The organism is Streptomyces sp. NPDC102467 (assembly GCF_044765445.1).
Lineage (GTDB): Bacteria > Actinomycetota > Actinomycetes > Streptomycetales > Streptomycetaceae > Streptomyces.
Window position 1 is genome coordinate 296,255 of sequence record NZ_JBIWKA010000005.1, and the last position, 23,525, is coordinate 319,779.

Sequence of the window (23,525 nt, forward strand, 5' to 3'; positions counted from 1 at the left end):
CAAGCGCCGGAGGGGTTCCACCGGCGGCTTTGACGCGTCCATCGACCGTGCAGGCCGCTCAGGACATGTCGCGCATCCGGCTGATCTCCGTCGTCTGCTGCGCGATCACGTCGTCCGCCATCTCCTCCACCTGCACATCGTTTCCTTCGCTCTTCACCTCGGTGGCCATCGTCACGGCCCCCTGGTGATGAGTGATCATCAGTTTCAGGAACAGGGCGTCAAATGCCGTGCCCCGTGCGGCCCGCAGCTTCTTCAGCTGCGCCGAGCTCGCCATCCCCGGCATCGCCTCGTGCGCCGCGTGCCCGGTTGGTGTCCCGCTGCGTCCGTGCTGTTTCAGCCAGCCGCGCATCACCTCGACCTCGGGCTCCTGGGCGGCGGCGATCCGCTCGGCGAGCCGCTTCAAAGAGGCCGACTCGGCCTGATCCGGGACGAGTTCCGTCATCAGCAGCGCCTGCTCGTGGTGCTGGATCATCATCTGCGCGTAGCGGACGTCGGCCGAATTGGGCCGGTCGTCGGCGCCGCGCCGCTGCGCGTCCTTGGCCGAAAGGGTCTCCGCGGCCTCCCCGGGCCTGCCCGGCGCGATGACCGAAGGGCCGCTGGGCGCAGGGGAGTCGGCGTGATCGGAGCCCCCCGAGTCGCACGCGGTCAGCCCCAGCGCGAGTGCCGCGAGCAGCGCGGGAGCAGCAACTTTGATGACGAGTAGGTTGCCATCTGTTGATCTGAGCATGATGAAGACGATACTCGGGGGATCCGTGAACCGTTCACGTATCCATGACGACTCAGTCGACCCAGTCGACCAGGGAGACAACAGTGACCCTGTTGCAGGACTCCACCCGAACACGCCGCAGACGCCTGGGAGTCGGGGCCGCCGCCGCCGGACTCCTCGCGGCTCTCCTGGCCGCGGGCCCGGTGTCGGCCACGCCCGACCCGGGCGACAGATCCGCGGCGCCCAAGAGCGTGTCGCAGAGCGCCGAGACCGAGGCAGAGGCGGCGATCGCCGCCGGTGAGATACCCGGCCAGGACGAGATCGTCCACTCCGCCAACATCGAGCACCTCACCAACCTCCCCAAGGACGCGCTCCCGGGCTTCAACACGGACCTCGCGTTCCAGGGCAAGTACGCCTTCGCCGGGAACTACGACGGCTTCCGCATCTACGACATCAGCAACCCGAAGGCGCCCAGGACCGTCTCGCAGGTCCTGTGCCCGGGCTCGCAGAACGACATCTCCGTCTCCGGGAACCTGCTGTTCCTCTCCACGGACAGCTCCCGCAGCGACAACTCCTGCGCCTCCACCACCCAGCCCGCGACCGAGAAGTCGTCCTGGGAGGGGATGAAGGTCTTCGACATCAGCGACAAGCGGAACCCGAAGTACGTCGCCGCCGTCGAGACCGCGTGCGGCTCGCACACGCACACCCTGGTGCCGGAGAAGAAGGACGTCTACGTCTACGTCTCCTCGTACTCGCCGAGCGCGACGTTCCCGGACTGCCAACCGCCGCACGACGGCATCTCGGTCATCAAGGTGCCGCGCAAGGCCCCGCAGAAGGCGGCCGTGGTGAACTTCCCCGTCCTGTTCCCCGGTGAGGGCGCGGACGGCGGCGGCAACCCGGGCGGGCCCGCCAACCCCGGCGTCTCCAAGACCACCGGCTGCCACGACATCACGGTGCTCCCCTCGAAGGACCTGGCCGCCGGCGCCTGCATGGGCGACGGCATCCTGTTCTCCATCAAGGACCCGGAGAACCCGAAGGTCATCGACCAGGTCCAGGACAACGTGAACTTCGCGTTCTGGCACTCGGCGACCTTCAACCAGAAGGCGAACAAGGTCGTGTTCACCGATGAGTTGGGCGGCGGCGGCGCGGCCACCTGCAACGCCGAGGTCGGCCCCGACCGCGGCGCGGACGGCATCTACGACATCGTCGGCAAGGGCGACAAGCGCAAGCTCGTCTTCCGCAGCTACTTCAAGATCCCGCGCCACCAGGCCGACACCGAGAACTGCGTCGCGCACAACGGCTCGCTGATCCCCGTCAAGGGCAAGGACCTCATGGTCCAGGCCTGGTACCAGGGCGGCGTCTCGGTCTGGGACTTCACGAACTCGGACAAGCCCAAGGAGATCGGCTACTTCGAGCGCGGCCCGCTGAGCACCGAAGAACTCGTCGTCGGCGGCTCCTGGTCGGCGTACTACTACAACGGCTACATCTACTCCAACGACATCCAGAAGGGCTTCGACGTCCTGAAACTCAGCGACCGGCGCACGGATCCGGCCAAGCGGATCCACGTGGACGAGCTCAACGTCCAGACGCAGCCGGACTACTTCGACTGACCGGATCCCCCGTTGGTGCCGTCGGCCGGCCGCAACCGTTCGAAGTAGCGTGAGAAATCGGCCGGCCGGCCGTGTGCGGGGCTCCCGCCGGGCGACTCGTCATCGCCCTCGCCCGGCGGGAAGCCCCGCTCCCACTCCAGGTCGTAGCGCCTGAACAACTCGGTGCGCAGGGCCACGATCGGCATCGGCGCGCCCGGCACGAGCATCGCGAACACCGCGCCCATCAGCACGGCACGCAGCAGCGGATAGTCCCGGTCGACGTCGAGCGCGCCGTGCCGCAGGACGGTGTCGCGCAGCAGCACCGCCAGCCGCTGCTGCTCCGGGCACTGCACGAACCCCTCGGCCTGCAGGATGCCCGCCATATGCGTCCGCATGAGGACCGGCTGGTCCCGGGCCAGGCCCAGGATCGCGTCGATGGCGCGGGCGAGCCGCTCGTCCCCGTCCTTCGTCCGCGGCTCGCTCTCCAGGGCCTCCTCGAGGGTCCGGTGCATCAGCCGGTGCACGGCGGACTGCAGCAACTGCCGCTTGCCCGGGAAGTAGTACGAGACCAGACCACGTGCCGAACCGGCGCGGTCCGCGATGTCGCCGAGGGTCGTCGCCTCATAACCGTGCTCCCCGACAAGCTCGAGCGTCGCCTGCAGGAGCCGCTCGCGAGAACGCCGACGCAACTCCTCATTGACCGATGCGCTGCGGGGGGACATCCTTGACTCCTGCGTTGACTGGCTCTCAGCCAACTATACTCAACGCGTCCTGGCCGCCGGCCCGTTGGGTGCGGCGCGCGGGAGGGCCGGCCGTATCGGGCGACGCGGGGGATCGTCCGATACGGCCGCGTCACGCGACGGCCCGGCCTCCGGACGGTGTCGGCGCCGCCGGGCGGTCGGTGCGCCGGATGACACGGTCGCCGCGGACTGGACTTGCTGGTCCATTTTTTGCGTCGCACAGTGGCACCACTCGACGATCTGAGGAGTGGACCATGTCGATGCGACTTGGCGGGAAGACCGCCCTGGTGACCGGGGCGACCAGCAATATCGGGCGGGCCATCGCGGAGGCCTTCGCCGCCGAGGGGGCGCACGTCGCCGTCTCCGGCCGGAGCGCCGAGCGGGGCGGAGAGGTCGTCGACGGGATCGGCGCCCGCGGTGGCCGCGCCGATTTCGTCCAGGCCGACCTGGACGGCAGCGCCACCGCCTCGCAGACGCTGGCCCGGGAGGCGGCACGGGTGCTCGGCGGGCGGGTGGACATCCTCGTCAACAACGCGGGCATCTACCCCGGTGGTCCCACGGCGGCCACCGACGAGAAGACCTTCGACCGGGTCTACGCCGTGAACGTGAAGGCGCCGTTCTTCCTGACCGCGGCCGTCGCCCCCGCCATGGTGGAGGACGGCGGCGGGGTGATCATCAACCTGGGCTCCTGGATCGCGCGCCTCGGTGTTCCGGCCGGCGCCCTCTACAGCTCCACCAAGGGGGCCATGGAGACGCTGACCCGGGCCTGGGCCGCGGAGTTCGGGCCGCAGGGTGTCCGGGTGAACGCGATCTCGCCGGGCGTGGTGCTGACGCCCGTACCAGGAGAGATCGTCCCCGGCGAGATCATGATGAAGGGCACCCCCGCGAACGGCATGGGCACCCCCGACGCCATCGCGAACGCGGCCGTGTACCTGGCCGGTGACGAGTCGTCATTCGTGCACGGCACCGTGCTCGACGTCGACGGCGGCCGCACCGCCGCCGCGGTCATCGCCGCCTAGAGTCTGTCCGGCGGATCGGGTCGCATCTAGGTTGGCCCGCGCTGGCCTGTGGGTTGCCGGACCCCGCGCCTGTCACGCGGCTTCGCCGCCCTCCCGGCGGAGGTCCGCGATGCCTTGATCGAGGGCGGCGCGCAGGTGGGCGGAGCGGCCCGTCGACAGCAGGATCGAGACACCGCCCTGGATCGCGGTCAGCAGCGCCGCCGCCCTCCTGTCGACATCGAGGCCGGAGGGCAGCCGGCCGGTCGCCTGGAGCGCCCTGATGCCCGCCGTTAGGCTCCCCTGCCATTGACGCATCAGCTCGATCACGATCGCCCGCGTCCCCGGAGTCGTCCGGCCGATCTGTAGGAACAGCGACCCGAGCGGGCACTCGTCCCCCTGCGTCTCGTAGCGCTCGATCACCACGGTGCGCCACCGCTCCCACGCCTCCCACGAGTCGAGGCGGCCCAGGTAGGGCTGCTGGTCGGCCAGGACCTGGTCCGCCTCGAACTGGGCCACCGCGACAAGGAGTTCGTCCTTGCCTGCCGGGAAGTAATGGAACAGCTGGCTCTTGCTGGTGCTGGTCCGCGCCATGATGTCGTCCAGCGTCGCCGAGGCGACGCCCTGCTCCCGCAGCACCGCCGCGGCCCCCTCCACGATCCGGCCCCGCGTCGCCTTCCCCTTGGCCGTCAGTTCGCCGCGCATGCGCCCCATCCCTCCACGCTGGACTGTGCGGTCCATTATGGCCGGGGCAGGCTGTTAAAGCAGTTCGAGCACCGGACGCAGGCCGTCGGGTCGGTCCGCCGTCGGCAGATGGTCCACGAAGTGCACCGCGCAGCCCAGCGCCGCCGCCCCGCCGTCCGCCCGCCGGTCGTCGCCGACCATCAGGGTGTCGCGCGGGGCCACCCCCAGCGCCTCGCACGCGGCCGAGAACAGGCGCGGGTCCGGCTTCGTGACGCCGTGGCGGTACGACAGGACGTACGTGTCGATGTAACGGTCGAGCCCGTGCTCGACGAAGACGGGGTGCGGATCCCAGCCGATGTTGCTGACGACGCCCACCGGGACTCCGCGCTCGCGCAGCGCCGACAGGACGTCGAGCGCGTCCGGGTACGGCTGCCAGGCGGCCGGCCGCATGTGCCGCTCGTACAGGGCGTCGTAGAGCCGGTCGTCGGGGAGCGGGACCTCGCGGGCCATGCCTGTGTACGCGGCCCGGTGCCGCGTGGCATCCACGTCACGCACCGCCATCAGCTCCGTGAGGTGGTCGGGGACCGTGACGTGGGCCGTCGTGCCGCCGGGCAGCGCCCCGACGTCGTGCAGCCCCCGCGCCGCGCGCGTGAACTCGGTGTCGGACATCGTCAGCCGGGATTCGTCGAGCACCGCGCGGAGCCACGACGCGGTGGACTCGATGCGAAAGAGCGTCCCTGAGAAATCGAAGAGCACGGCTTTGATCGTCATGCGTCCGATCCTGCGGGGCGGTGAAGTCGCTGGTCAAGGGCGGCTGTTCGGGCCACGCCACTTCTCGTACGCCGTGGTGGACAGGGTCACCGTCAGCGCCCCGAGCAGCCAGCCGCCCAGTACGTCCGACGGCCAGTGCACCCCGAGCCAGAGCCGGGTCACGCCCACGCCGAGCACCGAGACCACCGAGACGGCCAGGGCCGCACCCCACAGGACAGGCCCGGCGCCCCGACGGCGCAGCAGCCACAGCACGAGCCCGCACACGACCGTCGCCGTCATCGCGTGGCCCGAGGGGAACGCCGCGAAGTGCGCCGAGTCCACCGGATCGGGCCACACCGGCCGGGGCCGGTCGACGACCGCCTTGAGCCCCTGCTGGACGAGCGAGCCCAGCGCGCACGTCACCAGCAGCCAGGCCGCGAGCACCCGGTCCCGCAGCCGCCACGCCACAAGCGCCGCAACCACCGCGACCAGGGCGCGCATCGCCCACGGGTCCCACACCCAGTCCGACAGGACACGGTTGACGCGGGTGAGACCGGGCTCGGCGACCGCCCCCCGGTGCAGGGCCCGGACGATGCCGCCGTCCAGATCCATCAGCGGACTCCAGCGGACCGCCACGAGGAGCAGCAGAACCGCGCAGGCCACCGCGAGCGGGGCGCGCGGCCGGGGCGGGGAGTCGCGTCGCGCCGGGTGCATGGGGAAGATCCTGACCCATTTCGGGCCGCGCACACTATCCCAACGCGTGCAATCCCGGTACGAACGTCATCAGGAGCGGGGCCAGGGGGAGCAGCGCGGCCGCGGCGGTCAGCCGCAGCCGACGGGCCGGGGTCAGCCGCGACGGCGGGGTGAGCAGCCGGTGCACGCGCTGCGGGACGTGGGCGTGCGGTGTGGGGCAGGGCCCGAACACCCCGCGGTCCTCGTTGAGTTCGACCAGGGCCAGGGCGATGGTGAGCCGGCCGAAGCGGCGCGAGGCCACGTCGTCGGCGGCCAGCTCGACCAGCCGGTGCATCTCGTCGCGGAACGCGGCGAACACCGGCACCTGCGGGAATCCGACGGCCAGCGCGCCCGAACAGTGCAGCAGCCAGTCGTGCCGCCACTGCGCGTGCCCCATCTCGTGCGCGAGCACCGCGTCGAGCTGGTGCCCCTTCAGGCGGCGCAACGCGGCCGTGGTGATGACCAGTTGAGGCGTCGCGCCGGACAGCCACCACGCGTCGGGCCGCTCGCCCTCCAGCACCACGAGACGGTCCGAGCCGGGCTCCTCGCCGGGCAACAGCGGTGCGCGCACCTGCAGTTCGGTCCGCCGCTGCCTGCGCCGGGCCCGCGCCCTGCGCACCTCGCGCACCAGCATGGCGGCCGTCCAGACCCCGCCGAGCGCGAGCGCCACGGCGACCGTGGCCGCCCACGGTCCGGTGGTGCGCAGCGCGTACGCGTCCACGACCGCGTGCGGGGCGGGCGCGAACAGATGGCCGCGCACCGCCTGCCACGCCGAGGCCGCGCTGAGGGCCATCGACAGGCCGCAGCAGAGCAGCATGCCCGCCACCACGCACTGCCACGCCCACAACGCGACGATCGGCTCCCGCTCCGGCCAGTCGGCACGCGCCAGCAGGCGCGGGGCGACAACAGCGAGAAGGGTGCCGAGCAGCAACAGCGCTACGGGGACCGTCATGGCGTCAGCCTATGTAGCGGGGTCTCGCCGGGGTATGGCCTGGCGCGTCAAGTGACGTACGCCACGGCTTGATCAAAGGGCTCGCGCGTTCGTCAGGGGGTCGGTGGAGGAGGCCGGGGGAGAGCCGCGGCCGTGCGCCGCCCGGCTCTACATCGTGAGGAGCATCGCCAGCATGCCCATCCCCATCGAGAGCCGGCAGGCCCGCGCCAGCTCCGGCCGGTCGCCCCAGCCGGCGAAGGCGGGGCCGCTCGCGGTCGTGGCCCCGGCAGGTACGAGTCGCGCGCCGGACCACAGCACGTACCCGACGAAGTACAGGAGCAGGAGGCCGGTGAGGACCGGGGCGCCCGCCCCCTCGTGGTGCGCGTGCGCCGCCGGACGCACGGCCATCGCCACCGCCATGTACGCCATGGCGAACGTGCCCACCAAGTGGTGCAGATGGTGCGCCCCGCGGCGCGCTGCCCACAAGGCTCGCATGGCGGCAGCCCCGAACACGGCCCCGTAGAGCAGCCACGCCCACGACGGCGGCGTGAGGACCGCGGTCGGCACCGCCATCAACGCCATCCCGAACCCCATCAGCGCCTCGCCGCCGGCGGTGCGGCGCTGTTCCTCGACGCCGCTGCGCATGCGCAGCAGGCAGTACGCGCCGGTCGCCGCGCACAGCGCGACGAGCAGCCATGCGGCCGACAGCGGTCCGTGCACCCCGGGTCCCCCATTTCCTGCGGCTCTCGTGGAGATGCCCGGGCGGGCGGGAGCGTAAAGCAGCGCAGGGAAGCATGGGCGGTCGCGCAGCCGGACAGGGCGCGCCCCGGAGGGTTCATTGGCGAGTATCTTTTACGAGTAAAACACCTGCTAAGGTTTTAAGTATGAGCAGCACACCTCCGCCACCTCCCTCCCCGCGTATGTCCCCGCGTACCGTCTCCGTCCGCCGACTCCCGCTGGCCGGAGTGCTGCGTCCGAACAAGCCGTCGGACATCTGGTTCAAACCGGCGTCGAGCGTCGTCGCCTCCGCCGCGATACCGAACCTGACGCTGCTCGCCCTCGGCCGGCTCGACCTGATGATGTACACGATGGCCGGCAGCTTCTGCGCCCTGTACGGGCACAACCTGCCCTACGCCGCCAGGGCCCGGGCCCTGGCGGGCGTGGTGCTCGGGATGTTCGCGAGCATCGCCGTCGCCCTCGTCACCGCGTCGCTCACCTCGTCCGCGGTGATCCTCGTGATGGTGGGCGCGCTGCTCGCCGCCGCGCAGAAGACGCTGTGCGACGCCACCCGGATCGGCCCGCCCGGACACCTGATCTTCACGTTCATCAGCTCCGCGTCGCTCTTCGCGCCGCAGACCATCGGGCAGGTGCCGGGGCATCTCGCGCTCACCCTCGGCGCCGGTGCCGTGGCCTGGCTCGTCGGCATGGCACCCGTCCTTGTGCGCCCCCACGGCCCGGAGCGGCGGGCCACGGCACGCGCCCTGAACGCCGCCGCCGCGTACGCCGAACGCCCCGAGCACGCGCCCGCCCGGGGCGCCGCCGCCGCTGCCGTGCACGCCGCCTGGCAGTCGCTGCTCGCCACCGGGGCGCGGACCGCCGCGCGGCGCGCCCTGGAGCGGCTCGTCGTGCGGGCGGAGGTGGCCCTCGCGGCGCCGGGCGACGCGGACGCGGCCCAGCTGCGCGCCTGGGCCGCCGGACTCCGCGGCGCCGGAGCCGTGCCGCGGCCCGGCCGGATCGCCGGAACCGACGAGGAACTGCTCGGCGTCGAAGCCGAACTCGCCGTCGGCACACCGTCGTTGTGGCGGCGGATCGGGCCCGGCTCGCCGCTCCTTCCGGTCGCCCTGCGCACCGCCGTCGGCTGCGCCCTCGCCGGATACGCCTCGCTCGCCCTGGGCGTCGGGCGGCCCTACTGGGCCCTGGTCACCGCCGCCTCGCTCTACCAGGCGAACGTGACCCTGACCTGGAACCGCGGCGTCCAGCGCGTCGTCGGCAACCTCGCAGGGGTCCTCGTCTTCGCCGCCGTCGTCCCGTTCGCGCACCTCGGCCCCGCCGCCCTCGTGGCGTGCTGCATGATCTTCAGCTTCGGGGCCGAGGCGCTCATCACCCGGAACTACTGGCTGGGCAGCCTGTGCGTGACGCCGATGGCGCTGCTCGTCACCGAGTTCGCCCGGTTCCAGGAGCCCGGTGAACTGATCGCCGACCGCATTGTGGACACGCTGGTGGGAGCGCTGCTCGGGGTGGTCGCCGCCGTCGCCGTGACGAACCGGCGCGCGGGTGACCACATCGAGCAGGCCCTCGCCCGGGTCGACACCGCCCGGGAGAGCGCCGACCGTACGCTCGCCTCGGCCGCGCCGGGGCCCGCCGCCCTGGAGACGGCCCGGCGCTCGCTCGCCGGGGCCCTGGTGGAGCTGCGCGCCGCCGCCGACACGGCGGCCGGCGAGTGGTGGCAGCGGGCGCTGCCGGAGGACCGGGTGGTCGCCGCCGAGCGGGCCGGACACCGTACGCTCGCGGCGACGGTCCGGCGGCAGCCGCTCGGACCGGTCACCGCTGTCGACGACACTGGTGACAAGGCGGGCGACCCGAGCGGCGCCCGCGGCTAGCGGTATCGGTCAGCGGTATCGGTCGAGGAAGGTCCGGTCAGGCACGCATGAGTACGCAGCACGAGACGGCGGCGGCGCGGCCGCCCGACACCGTGTCCTCGGTCGTACGGCAGTGGCAGGCCGTGCGCCCCGACGTCGACACCGGACCGATGGAGATCATCGGCCGCATCAACCGCTGCGCCGCACTGCTGCAACAGGCCGAGGACGCGCCGCTGCGGTACGCCGGACTGACCAGGGCCGAGTTCGACCTGCTCGGCACCTTGCGCCGCACCGGGCGCGAACTCACCCCCGGCGACCTGGCCCGGGAGACGTTCTCGTCCGGCGCGGCCGTGACGAAGCGGCTGAAGCAGCTGCAGGAGCGGGGCCTCGTGGCGCGGCGCGGCGACACCCGCGACCGGCGGGTGTCGCACCTGAGCCTCACCGGGGAAGGGCGCGCCCTCGTCGACGAGATCCTGCCGCAACAGCTGTCCTACGAAGCGACCGTGCTGGCGGGTCTCGACGGCGGCCGCGACGCCGAACTCAGCACGCTCCTGGGGGAGTTGCTCTCCCAGCTCGAAGGCCGCCTCGGCGGCCCCCGCGCTTAGAGCCCTCCTGACGCGACGCTGCGTCAGGTGATCGGAAGTTCCGGCTTCTGCGGCGCCATCGACCGGCCGGCGACCTCCGCGGACATCACCGCGTGGATCTCCTCCGGCGACAGATACGCGTCCGTCATCTCGAAGTCCCTGAGCGTCGCGGGCCGGTTCCGCTGGAAGCCCGTGCGGACGAAGTCGTCACCCGCCACCGCGTTCAGGGCCCAGTTCGCCGCCGTACGGAAGCGCGCCGTCAAGGTACGCAGCGCCCCCAGGTGGTAGCCACGGGCCACGATCTGCGCGGGCAGCCCGGTGAGCTGCACGCCCATGGGCTTCGACACCGCCTGGATGCCGCCGAGGTCGACGACGAGGCCGAGGTCCTTGTGACGGTACGGCGTCAGCGGCTCCCCGCGGACCGCCGCGAGCACGTTGCGCGCCGCCGCCCAGCCCTGCCGCATCGCGTGCTGCGCCGTCGGCGGGCAGATCGCGTCGCCGCCCTTGACGAGGTCCGGCACCGCCGCGGCGTCGCCGAGCGCGAAGACCCCGTCGAGCCCCGGCACGGTCAGCTCGGGGGTGACCACGAGCCGGCCCCGGTTCGTCTCCGCGTCCAGCGTCGCGACGAGGGGACTGGGCGCGACGCCGGCGGTCCAGATCAGGGTGTGACAGGGCAGCTCACGCCCGTCGGTGAACGTCACCCTGTCCTCGGTGACCTTCGCCACGGACACCCCGAGCGAGACGAGGACCCCGCGCCGCTTCATGATCTCCATCGCCTTGTCGCCGAGGCGTGGACCCAGCTCCGGCATCAGCTTCGGGGCGACGTCGATCAGATGCCACTTGATCATGTGCGGATCGAGCCCGGGATAGCGCTTCACCGCCGAGGTCGTCAGGCGCTGCAGATACGCCGCCGTCTCCGTGCCGGCGTACCCGCCGCCCACCACCACGAACTGCAGCCGCGCCTCCTTCTCGGCCGGATCCGAGCTGGCCGCCGCGAGGTCGAGCTGGGAGATGACGTGGTCGCGGATCCAGGCGGCCTCGGCGAGCGTCTTGACGCCGACCGCGTGCTCCTCGATGCCGGGGATGTCGAACTGCCGGGTCACGCTGCCCGGCGTCAGCACCAGATGGTCGTAGTGCTCGACGACGGTCTCACCGTTGATCTTCCGGACGACCACGGCCTTCGCCTTCGGGTCCACGCCGACGGCGCCGCCCGGAATGATCGAGGTGCGCCGCAGCATCCGGCGCAGCGGCACCGCGACGGACTGCGGCGTGAGCACGCCGGACGCCACGTGGGGCAGCAACGGCAGATACAGCTGGTGGTCCATCGGACTGACGAGCTTCAGCACCGCCTCCCCGGGCTTCAGCTCTTTCTCCAGCTTGTGGGCGCACTCCATCCCGGCGAACCCACCGCCGATGATCAGAATCCGGGGCACGGTCGAGGTACGGGGAGCGGTCATGGTTCGGATCTCTCCTGGGCTGGACGGTGTGCGGACAGGCGAGGAGCGCTCCCGGTCATGTATCCGGATCGGCGCCGCCGAATCCCCTGACTCACGGCCATCCTGCGACGCACCCGTCGTCATCGCATGTCAGATGCCCGGCCGATGACGCATCGGATGCTCCTCGGGCACCTCCACCACGCAGATCCGGGTGCCGTCCGGATCCGAGATCCACATCTCGATCAGACCCCACGGCTCCGTCAGCGGCTCCCGCAGCACCGGCACGCCCCGCGCCGACAGCTCCGCGTGCGCCGCGTGCACGTCCGCCACCTGCAGCCACAGCTGCAGCCCAGGCCGCACGGGCGGCTCGGCCCGCCCCGCCACCTCCAGGAAGCCGCCGCCCAGGAAGTACACCGTGCCCCGTTCGGGCCCGGTCCCGAACTCGCGGTACACGGCGAGCCCCAGCGCCTCGCCGTAGAACGCCCGCGACCGCTCGGGGTCGCCGGGCCTGATCAGAACCCTGCTGCTCAGTACATGAACCATGCCGACGGAGAGTACTGCGACCGGGTTAACCTCGACGGCGCCGACAGGCCGGAACCCGTACGAGATCGGAGAGCAGCCCATGACCGCCGCCCCGCCCCCCGCCACCGATGGCCTGAGCTTTCGCGATGCCACCGAGGCCGACGTCGACGTGCTCGTCGCGCTCATCGAGTCGGCCTACCGCGGTGACGACAGCCGCGCAGGCTGGACCACGGAGGCGGACATCCTCCAGGGGCAGCGGACCGACCCGCAGGGCGTGCTCGACGTGGTCAAGGCCGCCGACAGCCGCCTGCTGACCGTCGAGCGCGACGGCGCCGTCGTCGCCTGCTGCCAGCTGGAGCACCGCGGTGACCACGCCTACTTCGGCATGTTCGCCGTCAGCCCCGCCCTCCAGGGCGCGGGCCTCGGCAAGGTGATCATCACGGAGGCGGAGCGTACGGCGCGCGAGGCCTGGGGCGTCCGCGAGATGCACATGACGGTGATCTCCGTACGCGAGGAGCTCATCGCCTGGTACGAGCGCCGCGGTTACCGCCGTACGGGAAAGATGAGCCCCTTCCCGTACGGCGACGAGCGCTTCGGCGTCCCCCAGCGCGCCGACCTGCAGTTCGAGCTGCTGGTCAAGCCGCTCCGCTAGTCAGGCGGTGAAGCGGCCGGTCCGCTTGATCTCCGGATAGTCGGTGGTCGCCCCGTCCAGGCCGAGCGCGCGGACGAGCCGGAGATCGTCCTGGGTGTTCACGACCCAGCCGATGATCCGCAGGTCGGCCTTGCGGGCGTGCTCCACGATCTCCTGGGTCAGACGCCGGATGTTCAGGACGAGCGTCGTCGCGCCGACGGCCACGGCCCGCTGGACGACGTCCGTGCCGTAGCGGCTGGCGACGAGCGCCGTGCGCACCCCCGGCACGAGCCGGGCGATCTCCGCCACGGCCTCGTCGTGGAACGAGATCACCTCGACCCGGTGCACCAGATCGCGGCGCAGCAGCACCTCGGCGAGCGCCCGGGCCGCCGCCGTGTCCTTGATCTCCGCCTGCAGCGGGGCACTCACCGCGTCGAGGACCTCCTCGAAGACCGGCACCCGCTCGCCGCGCCCGGCGTCCAGTGTCCGCAGTTCGTCGAGCGTCTTCTCCGCGATCGGACCCTTGCCGTCCGTGGTGCGGTCCACGTCGGCGTCGTGCATGACGACGAGCGCGCCGTCCTTGCTCAGATGCAGATCGAGCTCGATGAGATCGAGCCCCGCCCGCTCGGCGGCGACGAAGGAACGCAGGGTGTTCTCGGGTTCGACACCCATGGCTCCGCGATGTCCGATGGTGAGGAAGTTCAAGGTGGTCTCGCTTCCGTCGACGGCGGCTCGGCTGCCACGCGCGCACGACACGTACGCGGCAGGCCCGAGCCTAACGGCCCGCTTCGGCGACGGGGCCGCTCCGGCGAGAGTGAGCGGAGTCGTCCGCTCTGGCGTTGACGATGCCGAGGACCAGCCCGGTGATGACGGCGGCGACAAGGACGGCGCGGGTACTCACGATGGACGTACTCCCAAGCGGCGCGGGACAGGAACCCGGTCCGTCCTACCGCCAGGACCCGGGCGCGGCGCGTCATCTCACCCGTCGGTGGGCGCGTCCCGCGGGCGTTGACCCGCCTACGCGGCCTTGAGCCGCAGCCACGCCGACAGGTGGTGCTGCAACGGCTGCCCGACCGCGGCGAGGTCGTGCTCGAACGTCAGCGTGCCGTCGTCGGTCAACGTGTAGCGGCGCCGGGTCCCCTCGACCTTCTTGGCCGTGGGGGTGAGCGCCACGCTGTCGGTCGCGAGGTCGATCGTGCCGCCGGCCGCCTGCCCGACCGCGATCTCCGCGATGCCGGTGGGCTGGGTGATCAGCGCCTCCACGCGGCCGTCCGGCTGCAGCCGCCACCAGCCGCTCTCCCGCGCCGCCGGACGCAGCGGCGCGTCGTCGTCGCCGAGCAGCCAGGCGCGCGCCTCGTACCGCAGGAAAGGCCGCCCGTCGTGCCGGAAGGTGACCTCCTGCGCGTACGCGAACTCCCCGTCGATCGTGGGGTATCCGCCGCGCCCACGACCGTGCCAGCTCCCCAGCAGCCCGAGCACGGGCGCGAGCAGCGCGTGCGGCACGGGCGCTCCGTCCGGCAGGTCGCTGTCGCGGTACGGGTACTCGGGTACGGAGTCGAACACGGGTGGGCTCCTGGGGCCGGGGCGGTGGGGGCGGAGCACAGCCTAGGGGCCCGTCGTTCGGGCTGCGCGGCACGGGTGTCCCGGTCACCGAGCGCCATATGTGGCAGAGGTCATCGTTTCAAGCGCACGAGGCAGGAAAAACGACGGCCGTGCAGGGGGTCGCGCAGGATAATTTCCCGAAGTTCCCCTTGTCGTGGAGAAGCTCGGACGCATACGGTGTCCATACGCGAGGTTCTCCTGTGGAGGATGGGACATGACGGAAATTCTTGTGCAGACGGGCGCGGAGGGCATCGTTCCTCCGGCTCGGGCGGTCGGCGACAGGGTGGTGGACCACCCGGCGTGGCCCGTGCTCAAGGACGCCGTGGAGGAGATCAGGACCTGGCAGGACAAGGACGGGTCGATCGACTTCGACGCCGAGGGCGCCCCCGCGCGGCCCTCCGCCGATCTGGCCGTGGACCGTGTCATAGCGGCGGTGGAGCAGCTCGCCCCGCTGCTGCCGCACGATGCCGCGTACCACGAGGCGCTCGCGCGCGACCTGCGCCGCTGGGCCGACGAGGGCTACCGGGTGCCCGACTTCCTGGACTCGCTGCTGGCCTTCCAGCCCGCGGCCCAGCGCCGGGACGGCCTCCAGCACCTGGTGCTCTTCCCGATGTACACGCAGAACGGGAACCCGGACCGCAACCTGGAAGCCGTCGTGCTGCGCATGGTCTGGCCCGAGTGGCTGGCCGAGCTGGAAGCCACGCGCTACGACAACCCGCTGTTCTGCGGCATCACCTTCGAGGACTTCACCTCGGGGTACGACACGAACTCGGCGGTGCTCTTCCCCGAGACGATCGCCGTGCGCGAGGCCCCCGAGCGGTTCTCCTGGGGCGGCATCTTCTGCGACCGAGAGGCGGCCCGCTTCCGCCGGGTCACCGAGGCCGCCGTCGACATCCTCGGTGTCGAACTGCCCGCGGACATCGCGGAGATGGTCGGCGACCAGGACCGCTGCCAGCAGGCGTTCGTGCTGTGGGACATGGTGCACGACCGCACGCACAGCCACGGCGACCTGCCCTTCGACCCGTTCATGATCAAGCAGCGCCAGCCGTTCTGGATGTACGGCCTGGAGGAGCTGCGCTGCGACCTCACCGCCTTCAAGGAGGCCGTGAAGCTGGAGGCCGACGGCGTCCCGCAGGGCCGCGACGTCCAGTACGCCGTGCTCTTCGACCGGATGTTCCGCTTCCCCGTCACCGGCGAGCGGGTGCGCAACTACGACGGCCTCGGCGGGCAGCTGCTCTTCGCCTACCTGCACAAGCACGACGTCGTGCGCTGGACGGACAACAAGCTGCACATCGACTGGCAGCGCGCCCCCGAGGTCACGAACCAGCTGTGCGCCGAGATCGAGACGCTGTACCGCGACGGCATCGACCGCCCGAAACTGGTGCACTGGTTCGCCGCGTACGACCTCGTGTCGACCTACCTCGCCCCGCACCCGGGCTCCCGCTGGGCCAAGGGCCCCGACGCCCTGGACACGAGCCTGCCGCCGCGCAAGCTGGTGGACGACGTGCTTCCTGACGAGTTTCCGCTCAGCATGTTCTATGAGGCCCTGTCCAAGAAATTGAAGACGGTGATCGCCTCCACCAAGGGGATCACCGCGGCGGGCGCCGAGCGGGTCGCCGCATGAGCGACCCCGTACAGGAGGCGACTGCCATGACCGACCCCCAGGCAACCGGTGCCACCAGGGACTCGCTGGACGGTGCCGTGATCGCGGTCGCCGGCGCCGCCGGGCCCGCAGGACGTGCCACGCTGAAGCGGCTCGCGGAGGCGGGCGCCACGGTCGTCGGCGCGGACGCGGACCCCGAGCGCCTCGCCGAGGCCGTCGACGAGGCGCGTTACGCGCACGGCGGCGCCACCGTCATGGGCGACACCGTCGACCTGCTCGACCTACAGGCCACGCGCGAGTGGGCCGGCCGCGTCGAGAAGGACTTCGGCCGGGTCGACGGCGTGGTCCACCTCGTGGGCGGCTGGCGCGGCAGCGCGAGCTTCGCCGAGACCGACCTCGCCGACTGGGACCTGCTCGAAAAGCTCCTGATCCGCACGGTGCAGCACACCTCGCTCGCCTTCCAGGAGAGCCTCGGCCGCTCCGACCGGGGCCGCTACCTGCTGATCAGCGCCGCCGGCGCCTCCAAGCCGACCGCGGGCAACGCCGCGTACGCCGCCTCCAAGGCCGCGGCCGAGGCATGGACGCTCGCTCTCGGCGACGCCTTCCGCAAGGCGGGGGGCGAAGCGGGCCCCCGGCAGGCGGCTGCGATCCTGGTGGTCAAGGCACTGGTGCACGACGCGATGCGCGCCGAACGCCCCAACGCGAAGTTCGCGGGTTTCACCGACGTCAAGGAACTGGCCGAGGCCATCGCCGGCGTCTGGGACCGGCCCGCCGCCGAAGTGAACGGGACCCGTCTGTGGCTGACCGAGTAGACAGCGAAGCCGTGAATCCGCCCAGGACCGATGCCCGCAGGCACCACGACCCCACCACCCGGGGTTTCGCCAGCGACAACTACGCGGGCGCCCACCCGGAGGTCATGGCCGCGCTGGCCCTGGCCAACGGCGGGCACCAGGTCGCGTACGGCGAGGACGACTACACGGACCACCTGCAGCAGATCATCCGCAGCCACTTCGGCCCGTCCGCCGAGGCGTTCCCGGTGTTCAACGGCACGGGTGCCAACGTGGTCGCGCTCCAGGCGGTCACCGACCGCTGGGGCGCGGTGATCTGCGCCGAGTCCGCGCACATCAACGTCGACGAGGGCGGCGCCCCCGAGCGCATGGGCGGCCTGAAGCTGCTCACCGTCCCGACCCCCGACGGCAAGCTCACCCCCGAGCTCATCGACCGGCAGGCGTACGGCTGGGACGACGAGCACCGCGCGATGCCGCAGGTCGTCTCGATCACGCAATCCACCGAACTGGGCACGCTCTACACACCCGACGAGATCCGCGCGATCTGCGACCACGCCCACGAGCGCGGCATGAAGGTGCACCTCGACGGCGCGCGGATAGCCAACGCGGCCGCCTCCCTCGACGTACCGATGCGTACGTTCACGAACGCGGCCGGGGTCGACCTCCTCTCGCTCGGCGGCACCAAGAACGGCGCGCTGTTCGGCGAGGCCGTCGTCGTCCTCGACCCGGACGCCGTCCGCCACATGAAGCACCTGCGCAAGCTGTCCATGCAGCTGGCCTCCAAGATGCGCTTTGTCTCGGTGCAGCTGGAGGCGCTGCTCGCCAAGGATCTGTGGCTGCGCAACGCGCGTCACGCGAACGCGATGGCCCAGCGCCTCGCCGAGGGCGTCCGCGCCGTGGACGGCGTCGAGATCCTCTACCCGGTGCAGGCCAACGGCGTCTTCGCCCGCCTGCCGCACGATGTCTCCGAGCGACTGATGAAGCAGTACCGGTTCTACTTCTGGGACGAGGCGCTCGGTGACGTCCGGTGGATGTGCGCCTTCGACACCAGTGAGGACGACGTCGACGGGTTCGTGGCGGCGCTCAAGGAAGAGATGGCGCGCTAGCCGACTCCTGAGCCCGCCTGCATAGATATGCGATCGGCCGTAAATCCATTGACCACGGCCGGTCGCGTTTCTATGCTCCCGTGCCATGCAGCTGATCCAGCAGAACCCTGATCTCTCGGCCTATCTGGCCGCTGACGACGTCATCGACCATCATCATCCGCTGGTGCGGGAGACGGCCGCGCGCCTCGCGAACGATGTCGCCGATTCATATGCATACGCTCGCGCGGCCTACGAGTTCGTCCGCGACACCGTCCCGCACTCCGCGGACAGCGGGGATCTGCGCGTCACCTGGCGGGCGTCCGACGTCCTGGAGAAACGCACCGGGATCTGTCACGCGAAGGCGCACGCGCTGACCGCGCTCCTGCGCGCCGAGGACATTCCTGCCGCCCTCTGCTATCAGCGGCTCACGCACGACGCGGGCACGGGATGGTGCCTGCACGGCCTGATCGCCGTACGGTTCCGCGGTTCATGGCACCGGCAGGACGTGCGGGGCAACAAACCCGGCGTCGACGCCCAGTTCTCGCTCGAAGGGGAGCGCCTGGCGTGGGTGCCGGATGCTGAGTCCAATGAGGTGGACTATCCGGTACTGTTTGATGTACCGCATCCGGCGGTGCTCGCTGCCCTGCGCAGCGCCCCGGACCGGCCGCACCTCTGGGAGAACCTCCCCGACTCGCTCCATCCGTAAGGCAATCCGTACGCAATCCCTAAGGCAGGCCATGTCCCTCCAGCTCACCGTCTCCGACGAGGTCCGGGCGATCGCTCCGGACTTCCACCACATCGCCATCGAGGCGTACGGACTCGTCAACACGCCCAGCACGCAGGAGACGTCGGCCCTCCTCGACGACGCGGCGCAGCGCCTGGCGGCCCGTCTCGACGGGCGCGCCCCGCACGAGGACCCGCACATGGTGGCCTGGCGCGCGGCGTACACGGCCTTCGGCGCCAAGCCCAACCGCACCCGCAACTCGGCGGAGGCGCTCGCCAAGAGGGCTCTCGCCGACGGCGGCCTGCCGCGCATCAACACGCTCGTGGACGTCTACAACGCCATCAGCGTCGCCCATCTGATCCCGGTCGGCGGCGAGGATCTCGGCCACATCAAGGGCGGCATGCGGCTCCTCCGGGCCACCGGCGCGGAGGACTTCGCGACCGTGGCCTCCGGCGAGCCGGCGATCGAGCACCCGGACGCGGGCGAGGTCGTCTGGTGCGACGACGAGGGCGTCACCTGCCGCCGCTGGAACTGGCGGCAGGGCACCCGCACCCGCCTCACCGACACCTCCGTCGACGCCCTGTTCCTCCTGGAGGGAATGGGCGGGCACGCGGGCCTGGAGACGGCGGGCGCGGAACTGGCCGAACTCCTGCAGAAGTTCAGCCCCGGCGTGCGTCTCACCGTCCACGCGCCGGCCTGAGCCGAGCGGGGTCAGCCGGCCTCGGCGGCCTTGACCTCTTCGGGGGTCGGGGCCGTCCCGCCGAGATGTGCGGGCATCCACCACGTGTCGTCCGGGCCCTTGGGGCGTACCGGATAGGCGCGCTGCGCCGCTTCGAGGAGCTCCTGTACGCGGTCCCGCAGTCGGCGCGTGATCGCCCCGGCGTACTGGTCGCGGGGCGCCTCCATGGCGTCGCCGACCCGGATCGTGACCGGGATGTGCTGGCGCTTGAAGTTGCGCGGACGGCCCTTGGTCCACACGCGCTGGGTGCCCCACAGCGCCATCGGGATCAGCGGCACCCCGGCCTCCTGCGCCAGCCGCACGGCGCCGGTCTTGAAGCTCTTCAGCGTGAACGACTCCGAGATCGTCGCCTCGGGGAAGACCCCGATGATCTCGCCCGAGCGCAGCGACTGCAGGGCGTGCTGGTACGCGTGCTCACCCTGCGCACGGTCCACCGGGATGTGCTTCATGCTGCGCATCAGCGGTCCGGAGATCTTGTGCCGGAACACCGACTCCTTCGCCATGAAGCGGACAAGACGCTTCTGTGGCAGGGCAGCGAGGCCGTCGAAGATGAAGTCCAGGTAGCTGATGTGATTGCTGACCAGGACGGCTCCGCCCGAGCGAGGAATGTTCTCCGTGCCCTTGCAGTCGATCTTCAGGTCGAGCGCCTTGAACATCGTTTTCGCGGCGCCGATGACCGGACGGTAGACGAGCTCTGCCATGGAGGGGGTGGACCCTTCTTATTGCCGTGGGGAGTTTCTTCCGAGGCTTTCGGAGGAGGTGGCTCCCGGCGGTAAGTTACGCAGCCGTAGGTTTTCCGGCTTGCGCGAATCGTGCCCCAAGAACGGCTGAGTGACCAGTCCTGGTTCCGGCCGTGCGCGAGATCCTTGTCACGTGAGCGGGAATACGTCACGACGATTCGACGCTGCAAGGTAAGCGGCGGACCGAGGAGGCACAGGGTGACCGTGGGTGAAGTGACGTTCGACGCGGAGCAGTTGGGCGAGGAGCTGGGGGAGCGGGCCACGCTCGTGCAGTTCTCCAGCGCGTTCTGCGCCCCCTGCCGGGCCACCCGGCGGGTTCTCGCGGAGGTCGCCGCCATGGTTCCCGGCATCTCCCATGTCGAGATCGACGCCGAGGCCAGGCTCGACCTCGTACGCCGGAGCGGTGTCGTGAAGACACCGACCGTGCTCGTCCTGGACGCGGGCGGCCGCGAGGTGCGGCGTGCGGCCGGACAGCCGCGTACGGCGGACGTCATCGCGGCACTGGGTGAAGCGGTCTGAGACCGAAGGGAGGGGGAGGGTGCCCGATGACGGATCTCCCACATGACGGACCGCACTTGACTGCACGCGCCACGTATCGTCACCCTGGCCGAATGCCTCCGGAACTCCTTCTCTACGAGCGGGCCCATGTGGACCTGGCCCGCTGTTCGAGCGCCCGCTGTCGCGTCTTCTGACGCCACCACGGACCCCGCTCGAACCCTCCGGCAGAAGGACAACTCCATGACGGCCACGCCCGATCTGCGCACCGCCCGTCCCGCCACCCCCGACCTGCTCCGTTCGGTCTTCCGGCAGCACGCCGCCGGTGTCGCGGTGATCACGGCCGCCGGCGCCGCCCCCGTGGGCTTCACCGCCACCTCCCTCACCTCGGTCTCGGCCGAACCCCCGGTCGTCTCGTTCGGTATAGGTCTGGGCGCCTCCAGCTGGCCCACCATCGCCGAGGCCGAGTACATCGGCGTGCACGTGCTCGGCGAGCATCAGGCGGCTCTCGCCGCCACGTTCGCCCGCAGCGGCGCCGACCGCTTCGGCGCTCCCACCCGCTGGTTCGAAGGCCCCGAGGGCGTCCCCGTCCTCGACGGCGTCCTTGCCTGGCTCGTCTGCAGGGTCATCGCGCGGGTACCCGCGGGAGACCACCGGATCGTGCTCGCGGAAGCGGTCCACGGCGACCCGGCCGGAGTGGGCCGCCCACTGCTGTACCACCAGGGCCGCTTCAACGCGCTGCGCGACTGAAAGTTCCTGCGCCGGGCGACTACGGAGCGTTGGCAAGGTCACAGTTCAAAGCGCTTGCTCAGTGGGCATGATCTGGATGTACTGGCGAGTAATATTTCGTTCGGAGCGCGGGCCGCCCCGACCGGAGAAGTCCGCCTCAGGCGCCTATGCTGCCTGCAAGAAGGCGCTGTCAGCCGCAGCAGCAAAGCCGCCCAATAAAAGACGATTGCAGTAGGAGAGCCGGCGTGAGCTTGAGGATCGTTGTCACCGTGAAGTACGTGCCCGACGCCACTGGCGACCGGGGCTTCGCCGATGACCTGACCGTCGATCGTGACGATGTGGACGGTCTCCTTTCGGAGCTGGACGAGTACGCGGTGGAGCAGGCGCTGCAGATCTCGGAGAACTCCGATGACGACGTGGAGATCACCGTGTTGACGGTGGGTCCGGAGGACGCCAAGGACGCGCTGCGCAAGGCGCTGTCCATGGGTGCGGACAAGGCGATCCACGTGGAGGACGACGGCCTGCACGGTACGGACGCGATCGGCACGTCGCTGGTGCTGGCGAAGGCGATCGAGAAGGCCGGTTTCGACCTGGTCGTCTCCGGCATGGCCTCCACCGACGGCACCATGGGCATCGTCCCGGCGCTCGTCGCCGACCGCCTGGGCGTGCCGCAGGTGACGCTGCTGTCCGAGGTCTCGGTCGAGGGCGGCACCGTCAAGGGCCGCCGCGACGGCGACACCGCGTCCGAGCAGCTGGAGGCCGCGCTGCCGGCCGTCGTCTCGGTCACCGACCAGTCGGGCGAGGCGCGTTACCCCTCGTTCAAGGGGATCATGGCGGCGAAGAAGAAGCCGGTGGAGTCCTGGGACCTGTCGGACCTCGACATCGAGGCCGAGGAGGTCGGCCTCGAGGGTGCCTGGACCAAGGTCGAGTCGGCCACGGAGCGTCCGGCGCGCACCGCGGGCACGATCGTGAAGGACGAGGGTGAGGGCGGCAAGCAGCTCGCCGAGTTCCTCGCCGGCCAGAAGTTCATCTGAGCCTCGGCCGTTCCGGCAAGTCCACCCACCTTCTTTGTGATTGCAGGAGATTGAAGTCCCATGGCTGAAGTTCTGGTCTACGTCGACCACGTGGACGGCGCCGTCCGCAAGCCCACCCTCGAGCTGCTGACCCTGGCCCGCCGCATCGGCGAGCCGGTCGCCGTCGCGCTCGGCAACGGCGCCGGTGACACCGCCGCCGCGCTCGCCGAGCACGGCGCCGTCAAGGTCCTCACGCACGAGGCCGCCGAGTACGCCGACTACCTCGTCGTACCGAAGGTGGAGGCCCTGCAGGCCGCTGTCGAGGCCGTCTCCCCGGTAGCCGTCCTCATCCCGTCCTCCGCGGAGGGCAAGGAGATCGCCGCGCGTCTGGCGCTGCGCATCAAGTCCGGTGTCATCACCGACGCCGTCGACCTGGAGGCCGGTGACGAGGGCCCGGTCGCGACCCAGTCGGTGTTCGCCGCCTCCTTCACCACCAAGTCCCGCATCTCCCGGGGCACCCCCGTCATCACGGTCAAGCCCAACTCCGTCGCCGTCGAGGCGGCCCCGGCCGCCGGTGCGGCCGAGGCGCTCACCGTCTCCTTCTCGGAGCAGGCGACCGGCACCAAGGTCACCTCGCGCACCCCGCGCGAGTCGACGGGCCGTCCGGACCTGACCGAGGCCGCGATCGTGGTCTCCGGTGGCCGTGGCGTCAACGGTGCCGAGAACTTCTCGATCATCGAGGCCCTCGCCGACTCGCTCGGCGCGGCCGTCGGCGCCTCGCGCGCCGCGGTGGACGCCGGCTGGTACCCGCACTCGAACCAGGTCGGCCAGACCGGCAAGGCGGTCTCGCCGCAGCTGTACATCGCCAACGGCATCTCCGGTGCGATCCAGCACCGCGCCGGCATGCAGACCTCGAAGACGATCGTGGCCGTCAACAAGGACGCCGAGGCCCCGATCTTCGACCTGGTCGACTACGGCGTCGTCGGCGACCTGTTCGACGTCGTCCCGCAGCTGACCGAAGAGGTCAAGTCCCGCAAGGGCTGATCCGTCCGCTTGTTCCGACGGGGCCGCGTGGCGTTCATCGCCGCGCGGCCCCGTCCGCGTTCCGGGACCATGGCAGAGGACCAT

At 71.0% G+C, this 23,525-nt stretch carries 27 protein-coding genes; 14 read left to right on the plus strand and 13 right to left on the minus strand.

Annotated elements, in window-relative coordinates:
* Positions 1-58 precede the first annotated feature (58 nt).
* Positions 59-727, minus strand: coding sequence for a DUF305 domain-containing protein (locus ACIREE_RS12395; RefSeq protein ID WP_404150152.1), 669 nt, complete (start codon positions 725-727; stop codon positions 59-61).
* 44 nt (positions 728-771) lie between these two features.
* On the opposite strand from ACIREE_RS12395, the gene ACIREE_RS12400 reads away from it, so the two are divergent.
* Positions 772-2,316 carry an LVIVD repeat-containing protein gene (locus ACIREE_RS12400; RefSeq protein WP_404150153.1) on the plus strand — a complete coding sequence of 515 codons (1,545 nt, stop codon included), beginning with the start codon at positions 772-774 and terminating at the stop codon, positions 2,314-2,316.
* On the opposite strand, the gene ACIREE_RS12405 is transcribed toward ACIREE_RS12400, so the two are convergent.
* Positions 2,304-3,017, minus strand: a complete 714-nt coding sequence (locus tag ACIREE_RS12405; RefSeq protein ID WP_404150155.1) for a TetR/AcrR family transcriptional regulator — start codon at positions 3,015-3,017, stop codon at positions 2,304-2,306. The two genes, ACIREE_RS12400 and ACIREE_RS12405, sit on opposite strands and share 13 nt — an antisense overlap.
* A 272-nt stretch (positions 3,018-3,289) precedes the next feature.
* On the opposite strand from ACIREE_RS12405, the gene ACIREE_RS12410 reads away from it, so the two are divergent.
* Positions 3,290-4,054: an SDR family NAD(P)-dependent oxidoreductase gene (locus ACIREE_RS12410; protein ID WP_404150157.1), complete on the plus strand. Its 765-nt coding sequence runs from the start codon at positions 3,290-3,292 to the stop codon at positions 4,052-4,054.
* A gap of 72 nt (positions 4,055-4,126) precedes the next feature.
* Here the strand turns inward: ACIREE_RS12410 and ACIREE_RS12415 are convergent, their stop codons facing one another.
* The 5 genes from ACIREE_RS12415 to ACIREE_RS12435 form a co-directional block, all read right to left on the minus strand.
* On the minus strand, positions 4,127-4,735 hold the full coding sequence (locus ACIREE_RS12415; protein WP_404150159.1) for a TetR/AcrR family transcriptional regulator: 609 nt from the start codon (positions 4,733-4,735) through the stop codon (positions 4,127-4,129).
* A 54-nt stretch (positions 4,736-4,789) separates the two neighbouring features.
* On the minus strand, positions 4,790-5,485 hold the full coding sequence (locus ACIREE_RS12420) for an HAD family hydrolase (RefSeq protein WP_404150161.1): 696 nt from the start codon (positions 5,483-5,485) through the stop codon (positions 4,790-4,792).
* Positions 5,486-5,518: 33 nt separating this feature from the next.
* Complete coding sequence (locus ACIREE_RS12425; protein ID WP_404150162.1) at positions 5,519-6,178, minus strand: phosphatase PAP2 family protein; 660 nt, start codon at positions 6,176-6,178, stop codon at positions 5,519-5,521.
* A gap of 34 nt (positions 6,179-6,212) precedes the next feature.
* A complete protein-coding gene (locus ACIREE_RS12430; RefSeq protein ID WP_404150164.1) occupies positions 6,213-7,148 on the minus strand; it encodes a M56 family metallopeptidase in 936 nt (311 codons plus the stop codon).
* Positions 7,149-7,295: 147 nt separating this feature from the next.
* On the minus strand, positions 7,296-7,847 hold the full coding sequence (locus ACIREE_RS12435) for a DUF5134 domain-containing protein (RefSeq protein WP_404150165.1): 552 nt from the start codon (positions 7,845-7,847) through the stop codon (positions 7,296-7,298).
* A gap of 200 nt (positions 7,848-8,047) precedes the next feature.
* Here ACIREE_RS12435 and ACIREE_RS12440 point away from each other — a divergent pair, with 200 nt between their 5' ends.
* Both ACIREE_RS12440 and ACIREE_RS12445 read left to right on the plus strand, forming a co-directional pair.
* Positions 8,048-9,727 carry an FUSC family protein gene (locus ACIREE_RS12440; RefSeq protein ID WP_404150167.1) on the plus strand — a complete coding sequence of 560 codons (1,680 nt, stop codon included), beginning with the start codon at positions 8,048-8,050 and terminating at the stop codon, positions 9,725-9,727.
* Positions 9,728-9,774: 47 nt separating this feature from the next.
* Positions 9,775-10,311 (plus strand): MarR family winged helix-turn-helix transcriptional regulator, encoded by a 537-nt coding sequence (locus tag ACIREE_RS12445; RefSeq protein WP_404150169.1) that lies wholly within the window; start codon positions 9,775-9,777, stop codon positions 10,309-10,311.
* Between the two features lie 23 nt (positions 10,312-10,334).
* Here the strand turns inward: ACIREE_RS12445 and ACIREE_RS12450 are convergent, their stop codons facing one another.
* Complete coding sequence (locus tag ACIREE_RS12450; RefSeq protein ID WP_404150171.1) at positions 10,335-11,747, minus strand: NAD(P)/FAD-dependent oxidoreductase; 1,413 nt, start codon at positions 11,745-11,747, stop codon at positions 10,335-10,337.
* 129 nt (positions 11,748-11,876) lie between these two features.
* Positions 11,877-12,269 carry a VOC family protein gene (locus tag ACIREE_RS12455; RefSeq protein WP_404150173.1) on the minus strand — a complete coding sequence of 131 codons (393 nt, stop codon included), beginning with the start codon at positions 12,267-12,269 and terminating at the stop codon, positions 11,877-11,879.
* A 79-nt stretch (positions 12,270-12,348) separates the two neighbouring features.
* Between ACIREE_RS12455 and ACIREE_RS12460 the strand changes: the two genes are divergently transcribed.
* Entirely contained in the window at positions 12,349-12,900 is a 552-nt protein-coding gene (locus ACIREE_RS12460) for a GNAT family N-acetyltransferase (RefSeq protein WP_404150174.1), read from the plus strand.
* Here ACIREE_RS12460 and ACIREE_RS12465 read toward each other — a convergent pair whose 3' ends face one another.
* From ACIREE_RS12465 to ACIREE_RS12475, 3 genes are all read right to left on the minus strand, one after another.
* Positions 12,901-13,584: a glycerophosphodiester phosphodiesterase gene (locus ACIREE_RS12465; RefSeq protein WP_404150176.1), complete on the minus strand. Its 684-nt coding sequence runs from the start codon at positions 13,582-13,584 to the stop codon at positions 12,901-12,903.
* A 70-nt stretch (positions 13,585-13,654) separates the two neighbouring features.
* On the minus strand, positions 13,655-13,780 hold the full coding sequence (locus ACIREE_RS12470) for a hypothetical protein (RefSeq protein ID WP_404150178.1): 126 nt from the start codon (positions 13,778-13,780) through the stop codon (positions 13,655-13,657).
* 116 nt (positions 13,781-13,896) lie between these two features.
* Positions 13,897-14,442, minus strand: coding sequence for an FABP family protein (locus ACIREE_RS12475; RefSeq protein ID WP_404150180.1), 546 nt, complete (start codon positions 14,440-14,442; stop codon positions 13,897-13,899).
* Between the two features lie 253 nt (positions 14,443-14,695).
* Here ACIREE_RS12475 and ACIREE_RS12480 point away from each other — a divergent pair, with 253 nt between their 5' ends.
* The 5 genes from ACIREE_RS12480 to ACIREE_RS12500 all read left to right on the plus strand — a co-directional run bounded on the left by ACIREE_RS12480 (position 14,696) and on the right by ACIREE_RS12500 (position 19,381).
* Entirely contained in the window at positions 14,696-16,105 is a 1,410-nt protein-coding gene (locus ACIREE_RS12480; RefSeq protein ID WP_404150181.1) for a DUF6421 family protein, read from the plus strand.
* A gap of 26 nt (positions 16,106-16,131) precedes the next feature.
* Positions 16,132-16,896, plus strand: a complete 765-nt coding sequence (locus ACIREE_RS12485) for an SDR family NAD(P)-dependent oxidoreductase (RefSeq protein ID WP_404150183.1) — start codon at positions 16,132-16,134, stop codon at positions 16,894-16,896.
* Between the two features lie 11 nt (positions 16,897-16,907).
* A complete protein-coding gene (locus tag ACIREE_RS12490) occupies positions 16,908-17,978 on the plus strand; it encodes a threonine aldolase family protein (RefSeq protein ID WP_404150489.1) in 1,071 nt (356 codons plus the stop codon).
* A gap of 85 nt (positions 17,979-18,063) precedes the next feature.
* Positions 18,064-18,663 carry a transglutaminase family protein gene (locus tag ACIREE_RS12495; protein ID WP_404150185.1) on the plus strand — a complete coding sequence of 200 codons (600 nt, stop codon included), beginning with the start codon at positions 18,064-18,066 and terminating at the stop codon, positions 18,661-18,663.
* A 31-nt stretch (positions 18,664-18,694) separates the two neighbouring features.
* Positions 18,695-19,381, plus strand: coding sequence for a B3/4 domain-containing protein (locus tag ACIREE_RS12500; protein ID WP_404150187.1), 687 nt, complete (start codon positions 18,695-18,697; stop codon positions 19,379-19,381).
* 11 nt (positions 19,382-19,392) lie between these two features.
* Here the strand turns inward: ACIREE_RS12500 and ACIREE_RS12505 are convergent, their stop codons facing one another.
* On the minus strand, positions 19,393-20,121 hold the full coding sequence (locus ACIREE_RS12505; RefSeq protein ID WP_404150189.1) for a lysophospholipid acyltransferase family protein: 729 nt from the start codon (positions 20,119-20,121) through the stop codon (positions 19,393-19,395).
* Between the two features lie 237 nt (positions 20,122-20,358).
* Between ACIREE_RS12505 and ACIREE_RS12510 the strand changes: the two genes are divergently transcribed.
* The 4 genes from ACIREE_RS12510 to ACIREE_RS12525 all read left to right on the plus strand — a co-directional run bounded on the left by ACIREE_RS12510 (position 20,359) and on the right by ACIREE_RS12525 (position 23,441).
* Entirely contained in the window at positions 20,359-20,679 is a 321-nt protein-coding gene (locus ACIREE_RS12510; RefSeq protein WP_404150190.1) for a TlpA family protein disulfide reductase, read from the plus strand.
* 219 nt (positions 20,680-20,898) lie between these two features.
* On the plus strand, positions 20,899-21,405 hold the full coding sequence (locus ACIREE_RS12515) for a flavin reductase family protein (RefSeq protein ID WP_404150192.1): 507 nt from the start codon (positions 20,899-20,901) through the stop codon (positions 21,403-21,405).
* Positions 21,406-21,629: 224 nt separating this feature from the next.
* A complete protein-coding gene (locus tag ACIREE_RS12520; RefSeq protein ID WP_404150193.1) occupies positions 21,630-22,418 on the plus strand; it encodes an electron transfer flavoprotein subunit beta/FixA family protein in 789 nt (262 codons plus the stop codon).
* Positions 22,419-22,478: 60 nt separating this feature from the next.
* Positions 22,479-23,441, plus strand: a complete 963-nt coding sequence (locus ACIREE_RS12525; RefSeq protein ID WP_404150195.1) for an electron transfer flavoprotein subunit alpha/FixB family protein — start codon at positions 22,479-22,481, stop codon at positions 23,439-23,441.
* Positions 23,442-23,525 lie beyond the last annotated feature (84 nt).

Coding starts and splice junctions, on each gene's coding strand:
- ACIREE_RS12395 (WP_404150152.1), bottom strand. CDS start 727: ATGCTCAGATCAACAGATGGCAACCTACTCGTCATCAAAGTTGCTGCT.
- ACIREE_RS12400 (WP_404150153.1), top strand. CDS start 772: ATGACGACTCAGTCGACCCAGTCGACCAGGGAGACAACAGTGACCCTG.
- ACIREE_RS12405 (WP_404150155.1), bottom strand. CDS start 3,017: ATGTCCCCCCGCAGCGCATCGGTCAATGAGGAGTTGCGTCGGCGTTCT.
- ACIREE_RS12410 (WP_404150157.1), top strand. CDS start 3,290: ATGTCGATGCGACTTGGCGGGAAGACCGCCCTGGTGACCGGGGCGACC.
- ACIREE_RS12415 (WP_404150159.1), bottom strand. CDS start 4,735: ATGCGCGGCGAACTGACGGCCAAGGGGAAGGCGACGCGGGGCCGGATC.
- ACIREE_RS12420 (WP_404150161.1), bottom strand. CDS start 5,485: ATGACGATCAAAGCCGTGCTCTTCGATTTCTCAGGGACGCTCTTTCGC.
- ACIREE_RS12425 (WP_404150162.1), bottom strand. CDS start 6,178: ATGCACCCGGCGCGACGCGACTCCCCGCCCCGGCCGCGCGCCCCGCTC.
- ACIREE_RS12430 (WP_404150164.1), bottom strand. CDS start 7,148: ATGACGGTCCCCGTAGCGCTGTTGCTGCTCGGCACCCTTCTCGCTGTT.
- ACIREE_RS12440 (WP_404150167.1), top strand. CDS start 8,048: ATGTCCCCGCGTACCGTCTCCGTCCGCCGACTCCCGCTGGCCGGAGTG.
- ACIREE_RS12445 (WP_404150169.1), top strand. CDS start 9,775: ATGAGTACGCAGCACGAGACGGCGGCGGCGCGGCCGCCCGACACCGTG.
- ACIREE_RS12450 (WP_404150171.1), bottom strand. CDS start 11,747: ATGACCGCTCCCCGTACCTCGACCGTGCCCCGGATTCTGATCATCGGC.
- ACIREE_RS12455 (WP_404150173.1), bottom strand. CDS start 12,269: ATGGTTCATGTACTGAGCAGCAGGGTTCTGATCAGGCCCGGCGACCCC.
- ACIREE_RS12460 (WP_404150174.1), top strand. CDS start 12,349: ATGACCGCCGCCCCGCCCCCCGCCACCGATGGCCTGAGCTTTCGCGAT.
- ACIREE_RS12480 (WP_404150181.1), top strand. CDS start 14,696: ATGACGGAAATTCTTGTGCAGACGGGCGCGGAGGGCATCGTTCCTCCG.
- ACIREE_RS12485 (WP_404150183.1), top strand. CDS start 16,132: ATGACCGACCCCCAGGCAACCGGTGCCACCAGGGACTCGCTGGACGGT.
- ACIREE_RS12495 (WP_404150185.1), top strand. CDS start 18,064: ATGCAGCTGATCCAGCAGAACCCTGATCTCTCGGCCTATCTGGCCGCT.
- ACIREE_RS12500 (WP_404150187.1), top strand. CDS start 18,695: ATGTCCCTCCAGCTCACCGTCTCCGACGAGGTCCGGGCGATCGCTCCG.
- ACIREE_RS12505 (WP_404150189.1), bottom strand. CDS start 20,121: ATGGCAGAGCTCGTCTACCGTCCGGTCATCGGCGCCGCGAAAACGATG.
- ACIREE_RS12515 (WP_404150192.1), top strand. CDS start 20,899: ATGACGGCCACGCCCGATCTGCGCACCGCCCGTCCCGCCACCCCCGAC.
- ACIREE_RS12525 (WP_404150195.1), top strand. CDS start 22,479: ATGGCTGAAGTTCTGGTCTACGTCGACCACGTGGACGGCGCCGTCCGC.